At 68.6% G+C, this 19,180-nt stretch carries 9 protein-coding genes, 1 pseudogene and 1 riboswitch; of the genes and pseudogenes, 3 read left to right on the top strand and 7 right to left on the bottom strand.

Annotated features, from left to right (window positions below; translation table 11 throughout):
- The first annotated feature begins 142 nt into the window (after positions 1-142).
- On the top strand, positions 143-1,027 hold the full coding sequence (locus ACQEV1_RS36065; RefSeq protein ID WP_433400172.1) for a spherulation-specific family 4 protein: 885 nt from the start codon (positions 143-145) through the stop codon (positions 1,025-1,027).
- A gap of 13 nt (positions 1,028-1,040) precedes the next feature.
- On the opposite strand, the gene metH is transcribed toward ACQEV1_RS36065, so the two are convergent.
- Positions 1,041-4,679, bottom strand: a complete 3,639-nt coding sequence (gene metH, locus ACQEV1_RS36070) for a methionine synthase (protein WP_433400175.1) — start codon at positions 4,677-4,679, stop codon at positions 1,041-1,043.
- Positions 4,680-4,696: 17 nt separating this feature from the next.
- Positions 4,697-4,774: riboswitch (S-adenosyl-L-homocysteine riboswitch) on the bottom strand.
- 134 nt (positions 4,775-4,908) lie between these two features.
- On the opposite strand from metH, the gene ACQEV1_RS36075 reads away from it, so the two are divergent.
- Positions 4,909-6,606, top strand: coding sequence for an NAD-binding protein (locus ACQEV1_RS36075; RefSeq protein ID WP_285632544.1), 1,698 nt, complete (start codon positions 4,909-4,911; stop codon positions 6,604-6,606).
- 8 nt (positions 6,607-6,614) lie between these two features.
- Here the strand turns inward: ACQEV1_RS36075 and ACQEV1_RS36080 are convergent, their stop codons facing one another.
- The 4 genes and pseudogenes from ACQEV1_RS36080 to ACQEV1_RS36095 form a co-directional block, all read right to left on the bottom strand.
- On the bottom strand, positions 6,615-8,381 hold the full coding sequence (locus ACQEV1_RS36080) for a hypothetical protein (RefSeq protein ID WP_433400179.1): 1,767 nt from the start codon (positions 8,379-8,381) through the stop codon (positions 6,615-6,617).
- Positions 8,382-8,718: 337 nt separating this feature from the next.
- Entirely contained in the window at positions 8,719-10,158 is a 1,440-nt protein-coding gene (locus tag ACQEV1_RS36085; protein ID WP_433400182.1) for a hypothetical protein, read from the bottom strand.
- Positions 10,159-10,608: 450 nt separating this feature from the next.
- Positions 10,609-10,863 (bottom strand): hypothetical protein, encoded by a 255-nt coding sequence (locus ACQEV1_RS36090; protein ID WP_433400185.1) that lies wholly within the window; start codon positions 10,861-10,863, stop codon positions 10,609-10,611.
- Between the two features lie 36 nt (positions 10,864-10,899).
- Positions 10,900-11,255, bottom strand: a pseudogene (locus ACQEV1_RS36095) (IS21 family transposase); the annotation flags it as partial.
- Positions 11,256-11,343: 88 nt separating this feature from the next.
- Here ACQEV1_RS36095 and ACQEV1_RS36100 point away from each other — a divergent pair.
- Positions 11,344-11,847 carry a Maf family protein gene (locus ACQEV1_RS36100; RefSeq protein ID WP_433400188.1) on the top strand — a complete coding sequence of 168 codons (504 nt, stop codon included), beginning with the start codon at positions 11,344-11,346 and terminating at the stop codon, positions 11,845-11,847.
- A 593-nt stretch (positions 11,848-12,440) separates the two neighbouring features.
- On the opposite strand, the gene ACQEV1_RS36105 is transcribed toward ACQEV1_RS36100, so the two are convergent.
- Together ACQEV1_RS36105 and ACQEV1_RS36110 are read right to left on the bottom strand one after the other, a co-directional pair.
- Complete coding sequence (locus ACQEV1_RS36105; RefSeq protein WP_433400191.1) at positions 12,441-12,737, bottom strand: hypothetical protein; 297 nt, start codon at positions 12,735-12,737, stop codon at positions 12,441-12,443.
- A gap of 10 nt (positions 12,738-12,747) precedes the next feature.
- Positions 12,748-19,038 carry an RHS repeat-associated core domain-containing protein gene (locus ACQEV1_RS36110; protein WP_433400194.1) on the bottom strand — a complete coding sequence of 2,097 codons (6,291 nt, stop codon included), beginning with the start codon at positions 19,036-19,038 and terminating at the stop codon, positions 12,748-12,750.
- Positions 19,039-19,180 lie beyond the last annotated feature (142 nt).

Raw genomic sequence — 19,180 nt, forward strand, 5'->3', positions numbered from 1 at the left:
CACGCGAGGTGCGCGGCCGGCCGTTCCGCGGTCTGCGGCAGCCACTTCCACCGCGCGTGCTCGAATCTGCTCGAAAGTGCCGGTTGACACGCGCGAAAACGCAACCGATTCTGAGGGCACCCGCCCCCGGAAGGTGATCAGCGTGTCGAGGAACCGGTCACGGAGCAGAGCGTTACCACCGGTAGGAGCCGTCCGCGCGTGCGTCGCCGCCGCGTTGCTGGTCCTCGGCCTGACGGCCGCAGCGGCTCCGGCGCGGGCGTCGGCCGGTGTGCAGCACCTCGCCGTCCCGGCGTACTTCGATCCGGGCGGCGGCCCCGGCAGCACGTACTGGACCCGGCTCGCCCAGGGCGCTCCGGCGGTCGGGATCTCGGTCGCCAATCCCGGCAACGGCCCGGGCACCGCGTTCGACCAGAGCTACGCGAACGCCATCCGCGCCGCCGCGCAGGCCGGTGTCAGGGTCATCGGCTACGTCGACACCGGATACTTCGGCACCACCGGCCGTACGACGCGCGGCGGTCAGACGTCCACCTCGGCGTGGACGGCCCAGGTCGAAGGCGACGTGGACACCTGGTACCGCTGGTACGGCGGCTACGGCCTCGCGGGCATCTTCTTCGACGACGCGCAGAACGTCTGCGGCACCGGCAACGCGTACGTCAACCTGTACATCGCGGTCGGCTCGTACACGAAGCAGCGCCACGCCGGGGCCCTCACCGTGGACAACCCCGGCGCCGCCGCCGACCAGTGCTACTCATCGGCGGCGGACGTCCTGGTGATGTTCGAGGGCACGTACGCCGCCTACACCTCCTGGTCGGCCCCGTCGTGGGAGCTGAGCTCCGCCGACCCGAACAGGTTCTGGCACCTGGTGTACGCCACGTCGACGCAGGCCGCCATGGAGAACGCGGTCGCCCTCAGCAAGCAGCGCAACGCCGGGTACCTCTACGTCACCGACGACGACCTGCCGAACCCCTGGGACACCCTGCCGGCCGGCGCCTACTGGAGCGACGAGCTCTCCCGTACGGGCGCGTGAGCCGGGGAACCGGTCAGGACTCGTCGGGGTCGTAGGCGAGGTTGGGGCGCAGCCAGCGTTCGACCTCGGCGACGTCCATGCCGCGGCGGCGGGCGTAGTCCTCGATCTGGTCGCGGCCCAGCCGGCCGACGGTGAAGTATCGCGACGACGGGTGGGCGAAGATCAGGCCGCTGACGGCCGCCGCCGGGGTCATCGCGTACGACTCCGTGAGGTTCAGGCCGGCGTCGGTGGCGTGCAGGAGCTCGAACAGTTCGCGCTTCTCGCTGTGGTCCGGGCTCGCCGGGTAGCCGAGGGCCGGGCGGATGCCGCGGAAACGCTCGGCGTGCAGGTCCTCCAGCGCCGGCTCGGCGTCCGGCTCGAACCACTCGCGGCGCGCCTTCAGGTGAAGCCACTCCGCGAACGCCTCGGCGAGACGGTCGGCGAGCGCCTTGACCATGATCGACCGGTAGTCGTCCTGCTGGGCCTCGTACCCGGCGGCGAGCTTGTCGGCGCCGTGCACGGCCACCGCGAAGCCGCCGAGGTGGTCCCCGGACGGGGCCACGTAGTCGGCGAGGGACCGGTTCGGCCGGCCCTCCGGCTTGGCGGTCTGCTGGCGCAGCATCGGCAGGCGCACCGTGCCGTCGGCGCCCGCGTCGACCACGATGTCGTCGCCGTCGGCGTGCGCGGGCCAGAACGCGTACACGCCCTCCGGCCGCAGCGAACCGGCCGCGATGATCTCGTCGAGCATGGCGTTCGCGTCGTCGTACAGCTCGCGCGCCACCGGCTGGTCCAGGATCGCCGGGAACTTGCCCTTCAGCTCCCAGGCCAGGAAGAAGAACTGCCAGTCGATCATCTCGCGCAGCTCGGTGAGCTCCGGCCGTACGGTGCGCAGGCCGGTGAAGGCGGGAGTCGGCAGGTCGTCGAAGGAGACCTGCTCGCGGTTCGCGCGGGCCTCGTCCACGGTGAGCAGCGGGCGCTGCTTCCGGCCGGCGTGCTGCTCGCGCAGCCGCTCCTGCTCCTCGCGGTTGGAGACGGCGAGCGCCTCGGAGCGCTCCGGGTCGAGCAGGTCCGACAGCACGCCGACGACGCGCGAGGCGTCCAGCACGTGGACGGTGGTGGCCTCGTACGCCGGGGCGATCCGCACCGCCGTGTGCTGCCGCGAGGTCGTCGCGCCGCCGATCATCAGCGGGAGCTTCAGGCCGCGGCGCTGCATCTCGTTCGCGACGCCGACCATCTCGTCCAGCGACGGGGTGATCAGCCCGGACAGGCCGACCGCGTCGGCGCCCTCGGCCACCGCCGTGTCGAGGATCTTGGCGGCCGGGACCATGACGCCCAGGTCGATGACCTCGTAGTTGTTGCAGCCGAGGACGACGCCGACGATGTTCTTGCCGATGTCGTGCACGTCGCCCTTGACCGTGGCCATGACGACCTTGCCGTTGCCGCGGCTGGTGTCGAGACGGCCCTCCCGGCGGGCCTGTTCCTTCTCCTCCTCCATGAACGGCTCGAGGTAGGCGACCGACCGCTTCATCACGCGGGCGCTCTTGACCACCTGCGGCAGGAACATCTTCCCGGAGCCGAACAGGTCACCGACGACCTTCATGCCGTCCATGAGCGGACCCTCGATCACGTCGAGGGGACGCGCGGCCTTCTGCCGGGCCTCTTCGGTGTCGTCCTCGATGTAGTCGACGATGCCGTGCACGAGCGCGTGCGACAGCCGCTCCTCGACCGTGCCCTCGCGCCAGGACAGGTCGACGGCGCGCTGCGTGCCCTTGCCGCTGACCGTACCGGCGAAGGTGACCAGCCGGTCCGTCGCGTCATCACGCCGGTCGAAGATCACGTCCTCGACGAGTTCGAGCAGGTCGGCCGGGATGTCCTGGTACACCGCGAGCTGCCCGGCGTTGACGATGCCCATGTCCAGCCCGGCGCGTACGGCGTGGAACAGGAACGCCGAGTGCATCGCCTCGCGGACGACGTCGTTGCCCCGGAAGGAGAACGACAGGTTGGAGATGCCGCCGCTGGTACGGGCGCCGGGGCAGCGCTCCTTGATCAGCGGCAGCGCGTCGATGAACGCCTTGGCGTACCCGTTGTGCTCGGCGATGCCGGTGGCGACGGCCAGGACGTTCGGGTCGAAGATGATGTCCTCGGGCGCGAAGCCCGCCTTCTGCGTGAGCAGGTCGTACGCGCGGCCGCAGATCGCCACCTTGCGCTCGGTGGTGTCGGCCTGTCCCTGCTCGTCGAAGGCCATGACGACGACGCCGGCGCCGTAGTCGCGGATCCGGCGGGCCTGCTCCAGGAAGAGCTCCTCGCCCTCCTTGAGGCTGATGGAGTTGACCACGCCCTTGCCCTGCACGCACCGCAGCCCGGCCTCCAGTACGCTCCACCGCGAGCTGTCGACCATGATCGGGATGCGCGCGACCTCGGGCTCGGTCGCGATGAGGTTGAGGAACGTCGTCATGGCCTGCTCGCTGTCGAGCAGGTCGGCGTCCATGTTCACGTCGAGGAGGTTCGCGCCGCCGCGCACCTGCTCCAGCGCCACGTCGACGGCGGCCTGGTAGTCGTCGGCCTCGATCAGCCGCCGGAAGCGGGCCGAGCCGGTGACGTTGGTGCGCTCGCCGATCATGACGAAGCCGGTGTCCGGGCCGATCGCGAACGGCTCCAGGCCGCTGAACCGCGTGCCCGGCGTGAGCTCGGGGACCTCGCGGGGCGCCATGCCCTTCACCGCGTCCGCGATCAGGCCGATGTGCGCCGGGCTCGTGCCGCAGCAGCCGCCGACGATGTTGACCTGCCCGGCGGCGGCGAACTCGCCGACCAGCCGCGCGGTCTCCTCCGGGGTCTGGTCGTACTCGCCGAACGCGTTGGGCAGGCCGGCGTTCGGGTGGCAGGCGGTGTAGGTGCCGGCCAGTCCGGACAGCTCCGCGACGTACGGGCGCATCTCCGCGGCGCCCAGCGAGCAGTTCACGCCGACGACGAGCGGCTCGGCGTGCTCGATCGAGCTCCAGAACGCCTCGACGGTCTGGCCGGACAGGGTGCGCCCGCTCTGGTCGACGATCGTCACCGAGATCCACAGCGGCAGGTCCGGGGCGACCTCGCGGGCCGCGGCGATCGCGGCCTTCGCGTTGAGCGTGTCGAAGATCGTCTCGACGAGGAGCAGGTCGACGCCGCCCTCGGCGAGCGCCGCCATCTGCTCGGCGTACGCGGCGCGGACGTCGTCGAAGGAGACCGCGCGGTACGCCGGGTCGTCGACGCGGGGCGACAGCGACAGCGTGACGTTCAGCGGGCCGACCGAGCCGGCGACGAAGCGTCCGCCGGCCTCGTCGGCGGCCTGGCGGGCGAGGCGTGCGCCCGCGAGGTTCATCTCGCGCACGTACTCCTGGAGGCCGTAGTCGGCCTGGCCGATGCTCGTCGCGGTGAACGTGTTGGTCGTCGTGATGTCCGCGCCCGCCGCGAGGTACTGGCGGTGCACGTCGAGGATGACGTCCGGACGGGTGAGGTTGAGCAGGTCCGGGTCGCCGGTGACGTCGCGCGGGTGGTCGGTGAAACGGTCGCCGCGGTAGTCCTCGGGGCTGAGCTTGGCGCCCTGGAGCATCGTGCCCCAGGCCCCGTCGAGCACCACGACGCGTTCGGCGAGCAGCTGTTTGAGAGCACTCGTGGTCTGGCGTTCGTCTTTGTCCACTGGTCCACCCCCCGTTGTGTCGGGAGGCGCCCTTCGCGATCGTGGTGCAGGCCGAGCGTGGCGGGCCTCGGCCCGTTGCAGCGCCTCTCGGTCTGGTCTCCAACGGTACCCAAGAGTGGCTTGGAGTCCAACGCGGACCAACGGCGAAGATCATCGTACGTAGAACGGCCGCCCCCCAGTACCTCCAACGGCACATGGGACCTCGCCGGACGGAGCATAGGATCACGGCGTGCCGACAGTCCCCCGACGACGCAGCGCCATGCGCGGACACCTCGTCGTCTGCGGCGACACGCCGCTGGCCTTCCGGCTGGCCGACGAGCTGACCACGCGTTACCTGCAGGACGTCACCGTCATCCTGCCGTCGAAGAAACGCAACCACGGCCCGCAGATCGCCCGCCTTCCCCGCGTGAAGGTGCACGAGGCGCTCGAACTGAACGACGAGGCGTTCCGCGACGTCAACGCGGACCTGGCGCGGGCGGTCGCGCTCGTCGGCAACAGCGAGGTCGGCAACATCCACGCGGCGTTGCGCGTGCAGGAGCTCAACCCCGGCGCCCGGCTCGTCATCCGGATGTCGAACACCTCGCTGGGCGCGCGGATCCGCACGCTGTTCAACGACTGCGCGGTGCTGTCGGACGGCGCGATGGCGGCGCCGTCGTTCGTGGCCGCCGCGCTCGGCGACCCGGCACCCAGCCACGTACGCGTCGCCGGCCGCACGCTGTACGTCGCCCGCCGCAGCGACCGGCCGAAGACCATCATCTGCGGGCTGGCCGACACGCGACGGTCCGAGGGCAACCCGCGGCTGCTGCCGGACCCGCACGAGACCGCCAACCTCGTCCTCGCGGTCGCCGACAAGACCCCGCGCGACCCGCTCAGCGCGCACCGGCCGCATCACCGGCCGTACGCCTTCCTCGCGCGTAACCTGCGGCTCGTCCTCAACCGCCGGCTGATGCAGGTGGTGCTCGTCCTCCTGGCCGTCATCGTGCTCGGCACGCTGGCGCTGGCCCTGTCCGGCGGGTCCTCGTTCAGCGAGTCGCTCTATCTCGTCCTGCTCGACCTGGCCGGGGCCGCCAACCCCGACACGTCGCTCGGCGGGGCGGCCAAGGCGACCCAGGTGATCGTCACACTGGCGAGCCTGGCCCTGGTGCCCGCGATCACCGCCGCGGTCGTCGACGCGCTCGTGCGCGCCCGGCTCGCCGGGCCGCTCGCGCTGAGCGAGCCGATCAGCGGGCACGTCGTGGTCGTCGGCCTGGGCGGCGTCGGCGTACGCGTGGTCGCGCAGCTGAACGACCTCGGCGTGCCCGTCGTCTGCGTGGAGATGAACGAGGACGCCGTCGGGGTGCCGCTGGCACGCCGCGAGAAGCTGCCGATCGTGTTCGGCGACGCGACGCGCAAGGAGACACTGCGCAGCGCGTGGGTCAGCACGTGCCGCGCGGTCGTGACCGTCACCAGCGACGACATCACCAACCTGGAGGCGGGCCTGAGCTCGCGCGACCTTAAGGACAACGTACGGGTCGTGCTGCGGCTGTTCGACGACGACCTGGCCGGGCGGGTCCACCGCAACTTCCACATCCCGGTGTCGCGCAGCGTGTCGTTCCTGGCCGCGCCCGCGTTCGCGGCGGCCATGATGGAACGCCAGATCATCGGCACCATCCCGGTCGGGCGCAAGGTGATGCTCATCGCCGACGTGCCCATCGCCCAGGGCTCGGCGCTGGAGGGCCGCCCGCTGAGCGAGGCCAACCAGCGGGGAGAGTCACGGGTGCTCGCGGTCGGGCGCCGCGGCGGGCAGCATTTCGACTGGGAGCCGCAGGACGGGTATCTGCTGGTCCGCGGCGACCGCCTGATCGTGCTGGCGACACGAGGGGGCATCGGGAGCGTACGGGCGCGGAGCATCGCCCCCGTACCGGAGGCGCCCTGGCAGCCGGGATGACGTCCCGGTCACTCGCCGGCCGCTTTCAGTAGCTCGGGGAGGCTGCCGTCGAAGGCGGGCAGCGACCGCCACAACGCGGGCCAGAACCCCGCCGGAGCCGCCCGCGCCGCCGCCTCGACCAGGCGGGAGCAGTGCTCGATGACGGCGCCGGGTGTCTCCGGGCGGCACGCGTAGGCCAGGAGCGCCCTGGCCGGGCGGGTCGTCCTCACCAGCTCGCCGTCGTCCAGGAAACCCTCGGCCCGTACCCGGCGGAGGAGAGTCCGGGAGTCGGGCGTGCGGTGCAGCATCGTCACGATCACGCGCGCCGCCGCCCGGCTGTGGGCGGCCAGCAGGAGGAGGTCGCGGGCGGGCAGGTCCTCGGCCAGGGCCGCGGGCAGCCCTTCGCGGGCGGCCAGGACGCACAGCACCGGCTCGCGGAACGGCGTGTCGTGGTGGGCGAGGACCAGCCCGTGCCACGGCGGCGACCCGTCCGGCCCGTACATCGCCGTGAGCAACGCCTCGGCCTCGACCGCGCCCGCGCAGGCGTGGAGCGCCCCGGCCAGGTCCGTCACCGCGCCCGGGCGCGGCAGGCGGGCCGCGAGCAGGCGGCGCAACGTCACGTCGTACCCGGCTCTGCTCTCGTTGACCTGGTCGAGCATCCAGTTCAGCCCGTGCGCCCAGGCCCGCGTCGCCGGCGTGGCCATCGCGCCGTACGTCCAGCGGGCGAAGACGGGCCGCGGCGGCACTCCGGCGGCGACCAACCGGTCCACGACCATGCCGGCCAGGTGCTCCCGGGTCCGCAAGCGCGCCAGGTCGCGGTCGTACATGTCCTCCAGGACCGGATCCGCGAGCCCTGCGATGACGTCCGCGAGCACGACGTCGGGCGCCTGCGCGAGAAGCCGCAGGTCGGCGCGGCCGGGCTCGTCCGGGCGATCGCCGAGCCGGTGAGGCGGGGCAACGTCGGCCGACGGGACCTCGGGCCGCCGCGACGAGGCGGTTCGAGCGGTCCCGTCCGGGAGCCGCTGAGGACGACCGGGCTCGTCCGGACGGTCACCGAGCCGGTGAGGCGGATCGGCGTCGGCCGGCGGGACCTCGGGCCGCCGCGACGAGGCGGTTCGAGCGGTCCCGTCCGGGAGCCGGCGAGGACGACCGGGCTCGTCCGGACGGTCACCGAGCCGGTGAGACGGGGCAGCGTCGGCCGGCGAGACCTCGGGCCGACGCGACGAGGCGGTCCGGACGGTCGCGTCCGGGAGCCGGCGGGGCAGGTCGTCGTGGGCCGACGGGGTCTCGATCCGGCGGAGCAGGCCGGTGAACGTCCCCGGATGGGACGGCAGCGCCGCGGCGGCGGCCGGCCAGCCGTCCCGGTCGTCGTGGAGCCGGCTCCGCAGCAGCCGCCCCGCGCACTCCCAGAACGTCCGCGCCCCCCGGTGACCGTTGTGGTCGTACCCGTCGACGGCCCGGACCAGAAGGTCCAGGCGCGGGGTGGTGAGGATGAGCTCCTCGACCGTCTCCTCGGTGAGCACGCGGCGGAAGAACCACGGCCGCATCTCCCCGATGCGTGTCAGGGCCGCCCGCCAGGCCCACGGCGGAACGGCCCGCCGCCGCGACGCGAGCCGCCCCGCCACGAGAGAGTCCCACGGCGTGAGCAGGGCCCGCGTCAGGGCGTCGGGACAGCCGGAGTGGGCGATCAGAGCCCGTCGCTGCGACCGTCCGAACGGCTCCCGCCGATGCTCGCCGGCGAGCGCGTCCCAGTCCGGTCGCCGTACGGCGGACAGGACGGCATCACATTCGAGCACCGTCCCGGCGTCCCGCAACGACCGCCCGAGCCCGGCCCCGAGAGATGACGCGGCGGAAGACGGCGGGGCGAAAGGCGGCGCAGCGTAAGACCGTGCGGCGGGAGGCCCGGCCGTACCGCGGGGCTCGGCCGGTTCTCCCGGATCGAGGCCCTCGGCCCGGAGTTCCAACGACGCGCGGTCCCGCAGCTCCAGCGGAAGGAGTGACACCAGCCGGCGAATGGTCTCCGCCGTACCACCGAGGCCGTCCTCCGCCCGGTCGGCCACCGCTCGTCTCCCCTCGCCGCGTGCCGGGCGCGGCTCGGCCCGGCATCGCGATCCTAGGGATGTCTCCTCGGCGTCACTGGACGACGAGGCCCTCGCGGCCGTTCAGTTTCTGGGCCTTCACGTGGAACGTGCCGGTCAGCGGGCCCGTGTCCAGCTGCAGGCGGTTGTCCGACAGCTTCGACGTCTTGTGCTCCGGGTCCAGCGGCACGATCACGTACTGGTGGCCGTCTACCGTGCCCGTCAGCACGGACGCGTCCTTCGCCGTCAGCTGCCCGGACGTGAACCGGAACGTGCCGTTCAGGCGGGCGAGCATCGCGTACGGCACGTTCTTGGTCGTGTAGTAGCCGCCCGTCTCCAGGTCCCCGGTGGCGGTCTCCAGCGGTACGAGCAGCAGCGCGTCGCCGCTGTTGTTGTACGCCCGCACCAGCGGGTTGAAGCGTGGGATCAGGTCGCTGTTCTGCTTGGCGAGCTCGTCCTGGATCGCCTGGCGCAGGCCGTCCGACGGCTGCTCGGCCACCGGCGCGACCCCTTGCAGCAGCAGCGCGAGCGGCGTCTGGCCGCTCTGGGCGACCTGTTTCTGCCAGGACAGCGCGTGCTTGTCCTTCTCCTTCTTGTTGTGCTCCTGCGCCTGGTCCAGGAGCAGGCCGGCGAGGGCGCCGAGCGGCGCGGCCTCGCCGTCGACGGTCAGGCGCCTCGGATCCAGGCCCTGGTCGAGCGGCTCGAACCCAACGTGTTCCCGTATCTCGTCCGGTTTCGTACGGTCCGCGCCGCCGACCATGGCCGAGGCGACGGCGTCGAAGTAGCCCGCCGCGCCCTCGGACGCGTCGGTGGTGGCGGCGTGCTTCGCCTCGTCGGCGTACTCCTTCTGCCACTTCTGGTACCAGTACGCGGCGTTCGCGAGCCGCTGCTGCTTCTGCTTCGGATCGTGGTAGGCGGCGACCACATCGTTGTAGATCATCGCGCGGTAGAGCCGCGGCGTGACCGCGAGCGGGTACTCGGTGCCGCGCATCGGATGCCGGTCCAGCGCTCTGCCGCGCTGCTGCCACGAGTGGAACAGCTCGTCGGTCGCCGCCCCGAACAGGATCGCCGACAGGCTGGCGTGCTCGTCCTTGGCCTCGTCGGTGTACGAGGAGTCGGCACTGTTGATGACGACGGTCGGATGCCCGTCCCAGTTGGTGTAGAGCGAACCGGACGACGGGATCTGGACCTTGTGCTTGGTGAGGTCGGCGGGAGTGAGATTCTCGACGCCGTCGACACTGATGAGCCGCGCCGTACGCCCGTCCCCGATGACGATCCGCTGGTCCTTCAGCACGACGCCGGGCCAGATCTTCCCGGCCTCCGGCCAGACCTTGGCGACATAGGCCTGCATCTCGGTGGCGACCGGCGCGACGGCCGTCGCCTTGGACACCGGGGCGGCCTTGTGAGAGCCCCCGGCACATCCGGCGACGGCGAGCACCGCGGCCAGCCCACCGACGATCGCCGCCGTACTGCGGCGTCCGGTCCCGATCAACACTGCCTAACCCCCCGCTGCCGACGACCTGGGCCTCGGGGGGTGCTGCCCAACCTTGCCTCGCGATCATTCCCCGTGCTCGCGCCCCATAACGCCATGACCCGGCGAACCCTTCGTCCGCCGAGGGTCCGACGCATGCCTCAGCGCCCTGTCCCCCAGCGCCGGCGCACGATCTCGGCGACGTGGAGGCACCCGAGGATCACCAGGGCGTAGCCGTGACATCGGCAGAGCCCTGCGGACCGACCGCGCCGACGCAACCGAGTAGCGGTGATCGTCGCGACACCACCACACGGGGGACTCGTCCACCACCGGCCACAATCCCCGCCTCGGGGACGCAGCGACACGCGGGACCAACCACCGAACGTACCCAGCCAAGCGGGAGGGCACCGCACGGGACTCGAACTCCGAACCCGCGGATTAAGAGTCCACTGCTCCTGTAACAGATCGGCGCTCTCAGTGTCGATCTATGCCGCTGTGTCCCGAGCTTTGCCGGTTCGGCTGTCGGGTTGTGTTGTCACGTGACTGCCCGTGTCGCGACGTTCGAGCACCCACGGAGCACCCACAGCCACGCGACAGGGTGATCATTAAGCGCAGATCCCGGCGTGAAGTCAATCGTCTGGCGACGCCGAACGCGACCAGGCTGTGGGACTTGCCGGTTCCGGTGGGGCCGACCGCGCAGAAGTTCTCGGCGGCCCGGATCCATTCCAAGCTGGCGAGATAGTCGAACGTCTAAAACTGTCGGACGTTGTTGACACTCGGCCGCAGCGACGGCAACGCGGTAAGAAGTTCCCGCTCGACCCCGAGCCGGCCAGCGGGGACCGCCACGATCTCCGAGTGCGGCATGCCGTTGACCTCGGCGCACCACTGCCTCGCGGCAACGTTCGCCGCGTCAGGTCCTCGAACGGCGCCTGCGGGACAACCAGATCCCGCTTGGCGTAGCCGACCAGGTTCTCCACGATCCCGTTCGACTCGGGGTCAGCGGCCTCGCACCAGTCGGGCCGGAAACTGTAGGGGGTGGCGAAGCGGACGTAGTCCGTGATCGGGACGACCTCGTTCGCGACCACGCCGCCCTTCAGGCAGCCCATCCGGTCGGGGAGCACCGCTGGACGTCATGCCTCTCACCTACACGGATGGAATTTTGGGCACCCGCAGATCCGGAAACGATTGGCGGGATAGCGTGGCCCCGCGATGACCGCCGAGAGGACAACTACTCAGGGTGGAGTTGATCCTGGCGCCCGCCTCCCCGTCTCGTCTGGCCCTGCTCCGGCGGGCAGGCATGGACCCCGTCGTGCAGGTCAGTGGCGTGGACGAAGATGCGGTGTCAGCTGGCACACCGGCGACCTGGTCGAGCGTTTCGCCCAGGCCAAGGCGAGTGCGGTCGCCGAGGGTGTGGACGAAGGCCTGGTCGTCGGCTGCGACTTGGAGTTCGACGGAAGGTGCACGGCAAGCCCGGATCCGCAGAGGTCGCGCTGGCACGTTGAACGCAGCTGTTCCGGACGTTCCGGGGTCTTCCACACCGGTCACTGCGTGATCGATGCGGCCTCGGGACGCTTCCGCTCGGCGGTGAGCTCCAGGACCGTACGCTTCGGCCAGCCGGCAGAGGACGAGACCGCCGGATTATCGCCAACGGAGCCGCATGCTCGCCGAACAGCCGGAACGCGGAAGAGCGTCGTGCGCCCGCCAGTGTCCTGATCGCCATCGATCGGGTGAGCGGCATGTTCGCCGGAGTCGTCAAAGTCGAAACAGACATTGGCATGTGCGGCGGATGACTGGCCCCCGCCTCCACTCCCGCGCCTCGGAAGAGAGCTGTTCACCGGCGGCGCGTACTTCGTCCACCACCTTCTCGGCATCGCAACCACGATCTTGCGGATTCGCCAACCGCATCAGAAGTGGAGAATAACCAGACGGCCATAGACAATTAGGTGCACCGCGTACGGACGCATGTACGCTGTCCCCACGCTCAGGCAGCCCGCCCAACCCGTCGGCGGAAAACGTTAATTCCTGCCACGTGGACCCCGCCTGGTCGCGCGCCTGCCGCACCTGATCGGCGGTCAAGCATCGGACGTCCCAGATCAGCTCAGCCATCTCACCGCCAGGCCTGGCCAACGTTGTTTCGGTGCAACTCGGGGCGTGGGGGTTACGTACGTCCGGCGGCCAGGCGCCCATCGGAGGCGATCCCAAAGGCTATCAGTACTGGTCTCAGTCTCTAGACGCTTCGACCTCGCAAATTTGCCGTGATAGTCGATCCCATTAACCAGTCGTGTAGCCGATGCACATAATGTCAATCAGGTCGTGGAATTTTTTGCCAGATAAACCAAGCGGCAGGAGCGCCCCGGCCAATTTTCGTCCGGGGTACCAACATAGATTTGCGCCTCCAACATCACCCCACCTCCAAGCAGCGCATCCAGCTCGAAAATGATGTCTTCGACGTCTTCATCTACCTCGTCCGTCTTACGCCGTAGAGCGAAGTACAATACTACATTTTCCGAACTCACCTTAGCCGATATAGCAAGCATATCAGGCGAGATAAGCCCATGCGATGCTTGTAGCACTTGGAGGACTACTGAATTCTCGAATTCCAAGGTATCCATATTATCCGCCAGACCATGCCGGACTAATCGGGACAACACTAGGACTCTTAGTCCCCTTGATCATGAAGATGTTCGTCTCCTGGTTAAGGTACCCTCGAGCCGGATTATTGTTATAACCGGTTACTCTATCGTATCGCACCACCACGTTTCCACTTCTGCTTTGCCCAAGCACAGTGGCGTCCCCTGAGTGGTAGGCATCAAGCACTTCCTGCGCATGGGATATGTCAGTGAAGTATCCACCTCCACCATAAAGCCGGTCGCCAAGGACATGCCTTCCCTGCTTCTGTTGGCTTATACTCTTGCCGACCTGGCCACCGGGAGCGCCACGCTCTCCCTCTTGCCCCCTTTCCGGAAGATTCGGAGTGAGCCCGAAGCCGGCGACACCCGCCTCAAGTGCATCCAGGAATGGTTTCCATGCGGATTGCTTTGAACAGACACCTTTAAAATGGCTACAGGCTTCACTATACATAAAGCTTTGTTGTATTTGGCAGCCGGCGTCGCCGTTGCATGGGCCGAAGTAGCCGGAGCATGCTGCCGCCAAGGAGGAGCTGCCGAATTCGCAGCGTTTGAGCATGTAGTCGAAGATCGCTCGGCCCTGCTCGGGGCTTTTAGGGTAGAAGGTGTAGACCGGGGTGAAGTGGATGACGATCGGAGGTTTGGGTACCGGTCCGTTTCCGGGGAAGACTGTGGGGCCGCAGTAGTGGTAGTCGCAGTAGTTCTTGTTGGACGTAGGGCCGTAGGATCTTCCGTTGGCGTCGCGGACGGTGCCGGTTTGGTCAGTCGCTCTGCAGCCCGCACTGTCCTCTTCGCGGACGCAGGCGTTCTCGCCGTCAGGGTCGCTCTTGGTGGCTGGATTGTTGTCGCTGTAGGCGTAGCCGTTCCACGATTGCGGGTCCGTGAGGTCGAACAGTGGGTCGACGGAGATGAAACGGCCGGTGTCGCGGTCGTATTGGCGGGCGCCGAGGTTGGTCAGGCCGGAGGGGTCGATGGTGCCGCCGACAAAGCCCTTGTCGGTCGGCCATATCCCGGTCGGTGAGCCGCGGAATTGGCCGAACGGCGTGAAGCGGCGTTGGGCGAGTGCCTGGGTCGATCCGTCGATGGATAGTTCGGCGCTGCCGTGCGGATCGGCTGACTGGAACTGAATGCTGGTGCCGTCACCGACGGCGACGAGGGCGTCGCCGTGATCGTAGTAGCGGGTTCCGGAGACTTTTCCTGTCGCCTTGTCCAGGCGCAGTTCCATGTTCGGCAGGTAGACGGTGGTGCTGGTGGGGTCGCGGCGTAGGAGCCGGTTGCCGTCGGCGTCGTAGGCGTAGCTTGTGCTGCCGGTGCTGTCGGTGGTGGTCGCCAGGTGACCTTCGGTGTCCCAGCTCAGTGTCTGGTCGGCGTTTCCGATGTCGCGGGTGGTGGTGTTGCCGGCGGCGTCGTAGTCGTAGCTGTCGGTGCGGTTTCCTGCGGCGCCGGTCTGGGTGACCGAGGACAGGCGGTGCTGGCCCTGTCCCGGGTCTGGGTAGTGGTAGGTGCGGGTCGTGTCGGCTGCCACGGCGCCGACGCCGTGTTGGGTCTCGGTTGTGCGATTGCCGGTGGAGTCGTAGCCGTAGCTGCTCCAATACGGTGCTGGGCCGCCGAGAAGGGTCTTGTCCGGTCCGTCGCTGCACGCACCGGTCGGGGTCCAGGCGTCGGTGAGGCGCTGGAGGTAGTCATAACGGAAGCACTGGTTGTCGGTGCCGGCCCGGGAGACGTCGGTGATGCTGGTGACGTCACCGGCATCGTCGTAGGCGTAGCTGGCGTCACGGTCGACGCCGGCGATGTCTTCGCGTTCGGTGCGTGATTCATGCAGGCGCTGGGTGCCGTACTCATATGAGTAGCTGACCCATGTCTTCTTACCGCCGGTGGACAGCTCGAGCTGCTTGAGCTGCCCGGTCGCCGAGTACGTGGTGTCGGTGACGAGTTTGGTGTTGCCGGTCGTGGTGATCGGCCGGTTGAGATCATCGTAGGTTTCGGAGACGGTCTCAACGCCCATGCCGGTGGCTTGGGACACCGCCGGGAAGCTGGTGGACTTGACGCTCTCGTCCAGGTTGTAGCGGGCGACGTATTGGTAGCTGCCCGCGAGTGCTTGTTCTCCTGTGACGGACGGGATGGTGTAGGTGGTGCGGAGCGGCTGGTTGAGGTTGTCGTAGAGGTTGACGGTGGCGACGTAGGCAGCCCCGCCGATGTAACGGGTCGTGCTGGCCAACTGGCCCCGGCGGGCGGTGTCGTAGGTCCACTTGGTCAGCAGCGGGCCGGTGAGAGAGTCGGCGTGTTCTTCGGTTTTGCGGCCGATCGGGTCGTAGACGTAGAAGAGTTTCTTGCCGCGGGCATCCTCGGTCGAGGTGACCTGGTCCAGGTCGTTGTAGAAGGTCTTGGTGGTGCCCTTGTCCGGGTCGTCGGTCTGGTATTCGCGGCCGCGCAAGTCGTAGGTATGGGTCCAGGTGTTGCCCGCGGCGTCGGTCAGCGTCTTGAGTTTGCCCGCCGGAGTGTAGGTGTACTTGATCGCGTCGTAGTCACCGGTCGGGGAGTCGGCCTTGTACTGGCGGACCTCGGTGGTCTGCCCGCGGGCGTCGGTGATGGTGGTGGTCGGCGTACCGCCGGCTGGAGGATCGACGGTGACGCGATCGCCGGAGTAGGTGGTCGTGGTGTGCCACTTCTCCTGGCCGAGTCCGCCGCCGGTGAGGAGGGTCTCGGTGGTGACGCGTCCGAGCCCGTCATATTCGTAGGCGGTTTGGGTCTCGACGTTGCCTTGCTTGTCGATGCCGAACAGCGTCGCGGAGGGGTCCCCGTCGGCCTGGTAGGTCGCGTACGTGCGGGCGGTCTTGCCCTGGGCGTCGTAGAAGGTATCGCTGATCAGCCGGGAGCCGTCCGGGCCGAGGGCCTGGGTCTGGCGTGGGCGCAGGAAGCCGTCGTAGATCTGGTAGCTGGTCAGCTGGCCGAGGTTCGCCCGCAGCGTTTGGGTCTCCACCGCCGCCGGTGTGTTATCGCCGGTGATGTAGGTGTAGGCGATGTTGGGGATCGCGTTGCTGGCTTTGGTGACGTTGGGCAGCCACACTTTGATCAAGCGGCCGAGGGCGTCGTAGTCCTCGATGGTGGTCTTGCCGCCCTGGTCGGTCTGTGAGGTCGGGAGGTTCCAGGCCGGGTCCAGGGTGCTGCTGGTGTACAGCGCGGTGGATGAATCACCGGGAGTGACGGGCGGGCCGGTCACTTTGGTTGATGTGGGCAGTCCGGTGGCCGGCGTGTACTCCGTGGTGGTGACGTGCGCGGCGGCGTCGGTCACGGTCAGCTTGCGGCCGTAGGCGTCATAGGTGGTGCTGGCATCGGTCACGTACACCGGTGTGGTGCCGTTGTAGTCGGCGATGTGCTCGACCTTGGTCACGTCGCCTTTGGACGGAGCGGCGTCGAATGCGCCGTTGTCGTAGTAGGTGCGGACGTCGGAGATCACCTGGCGGGGGCGCTCGACCGGATCACCGCATTTGACCGCGACGATCTCCACCCGGCTGGGGTAGTTCCGCATCCAGGTGCTGCTACCGGTCGCGTACTCGGTCTGGGTGCACTGGTCGTCCTCGGCGGTGGAGGTGTCGCCCTGGTCGTCAGTTTGGAGTGGGAGCCCGGCGGTGTCGTCGAAGGTGTTCTTGACCAGAGTCTCGCGCCAGTTCCCACTATCGACGGCGGTCAAGGTGCGGGTGCTGGCGGTGCCGGTGAGGTTGGCAGTGGTGGTACCCCAGGATCGGACCCGCTTGGCTGTCTGATGGGTCCAGACCGTGTTGATGGTCTTGGAGACGATCGCGCCGCCCGGTTTGAGGTAGGTGGTCGTCTTCAATTCGAAACCCTGCCGGGCGTCCTCGTCCGGATAGCTGCCGCCTTCGTCGTCGGAGACGGTGACGTCCTTGGTCCCGCCGTCCTTGTTGAGACGGTCGCCGTCCATGCCGCGGAAGTACTGGTGGTCGGTCTGGGTCCGCATGTCATTGTCGCCGCCGGACTGCACCCGTACGGTGGCGTACCCGCGCCATTGCGACCAGGTCTTGTACTTCTCCTTGGTCAGCCCGTCATCGTCGTCGTAGTGCCAGGCGGCACCGCCCTGGTAGTCGTAGTTGGTGACCATGTCGGGGGCGTGGCCCGTACGGTCGGTCTGGATGACCTGGGTGACAACGTACTTGTGGAACCAGTCGATTTTCGGGTCTTTGGTCCCGTCCGGTGGCACCCAGTAGGTCGGGAAGCAGCGTTTGGTGTTGGTTTCCGGCGTGGGGAGCGCATCGGTGGTGCATTCGGGTTCGGAGTAGTTGACGTCGATTTGCCCGCCGGATTCGTCGTAGATCGTGCCGAGCCGGTACTTCACATACGGGCCGACGTCGTCGCCGAGCTTGTCGACCCGGTTCTCGCGCTGTACGTGCTGGAAGGTGACCGAGGGCAGTGTCACCGACGCATTGGCCGTCGCGGTGAGGCCCTTGTAGACACCCTTGTGCGTGATGGACTCAAGCAGCAGGTCACGGTCGACGTCGGCCAGCCCCCAGTCCTGCGCCAACGCCCATGAGTCGACATCCAGGTAGGTGCCAGAGCCGTTCGGGTCCAAGATCTGGGTGGTGACGCTGGTGAGGCGCTTACGCGACCAGAACGTCGGTGAGGCCTTGATGGTGCCCAGGTCGGCGTCTTTGCAGTCGGTGCCATCGGCGCAGTTCTGATCCCAGGGCACGTCCCACCAGTAGTCGGGGTGGTCTGCGATCTTGCTGGCGTCGCAGTCGAAGTCCGCGTCGGCGATGCAACGCTCGGCTGTGCCGAAGTTCACCTGGGCCGAGGGCTTGGCGGTGAGGCTGTCCGAGCGCAGGCCGTACTCAATGTGGTCCAGGTAGCCGCCGCGGGTGTAGGTGGTGCCGTCGGAGGCTTTCAGGTCTCGGGCGTAGCGGTTGGTCTCAGGGGTGTAGTAGTAGACGATGGCGTCGCCGTGGGTGTCGACGACGTAGTCCAGGTTCCAGCGCCAGGCCTGCTGGCACCAGGAGTCGGCGAATCCGCTGTCCTTGTGACACGGCTCCCCGTCGTCGTCGCCGAAGACCGGGACGGTCCAGGTCGAGCCGGTCTTGGCTTTGCCGTCGGCGACCTTCTCCTTACCGAAGAAGTATTGGACGCCGTCGGTGGTGGTGACCTTCCAGTACTCGCCGTCATTGTCGCCGTTGTCGGCACCGGTGAGTTTTTCGATCCGGGTGCCGTCGTCGTCCTTCATCCGCCACGTGCCGTCCCCGACAGGGATCAGCTCGCCGGCCTTGCCGTTGAAGCTGATGGTGGCGTTGTCATATCCCCAGCACTGATCGCCCGGGTCGTTGCCGTGCTCGTCCTTGGGCGCGCCATCATCGCTGCAGGCCTTGTAGCGGCGTTCGATGTAGCCCGACCACAGGTCGAAGCCCTCACCGACCCAGGACGGCTGGTTGTTGGTGCTCGAGGTACGGCCATCCACGCCGCCGGAAGAGTAATTGATGTCCAGCTTCGGTGCCAGATCCCCCGGGACCGACGGCACCCGCATCGGATAGGACCAGGTGAAGTCACCGGTCTGGGCGCCGACCTGCCAGGTCGCCGACGCCGACAACGATGTGGCCTGGTAATCGCCCTTGTCGCTCGATGCCCCCGCTACCGCGGCCAGCACGGTCGCGCCGGTGGATGCCGGAGCGAGTGCCACATCGGCCGACAGGGCTTTGGTCTCCTCGTTGTTCCGCGTCGGCACTGAGTTCGCCTGCCGGCAGCCGGGCCGGTCTGGTGTTGTCAGTGCGCAGGCGGGCAATTGGATGAGTTTCAGCCGTGAGCCGTAGGAGCCGCCGAAGGCGTTGACGAAGCTGGAGTAGTCGACCTGAACGCCGACGCGGCTGGCGCTTTGGCCGGTGTCGGTGCGGGCGACTGTCAGTACAAGACCCTTGACTCCCGTCCGCCGGGCGGCGGCCTGGTCCAGCACACGGACCTTGACCCCCGCCGGCAGCGATGCGGGCTGCGCGGATCGCGCCTGCGCCGTGGGCGGGCCGACCCGGACCGGCAACTTTCCCGCTCGCACGGCGGCTGATGCCGCCGCGGTCCCGGAGAGGGTCACCTCGGCGCTGCCGGCCTTCGGCCAGCTCGCCTTGGGCGGCACATGATGCTTTGTGGCCGGATCGGACCGGCGCGGCGTCGCCTTCACCGGATGGCCCTTGACCGGCTTGGCGGACTGCTGGACGGCCGGTCGCCCCTGGTCATCGGCCTGCGCCGCATAGGCGGGGGCGAGTGTGCCGGCCAACAGCACTGTCACGGCCAATGCCACCGAACGCCGGAACCGGCCGACTCCGTATCGCGACATCGCCACTCGCATTCGCACCATGTCCTCCGGGGGAGACGACCGCCGCGTCACGCGGACCGCCGGTAGAGGGAAGGAGTCAAGAAGTTCGGATGGC

It is taken from the genome of Actinoallomurus sp. CA-142502, from assembly GCF_050936355.1.
GTDB lineage: Bacteria > Actinomycetota > Actinomycetes > Streptosporangiales > Streptosporangiaceae > Actinoallomurus > Actinoallomurus iriomotensis.

Coding starts and splice junctions, on each gene's coding strand:
- ACQEV1_RS36100 (WP_433400188.1), top strand. CDS start 11,344: ATGACCGCCGAGAGGACAACTACTCAGGGTGGAGTTGATCCTGGCGCC.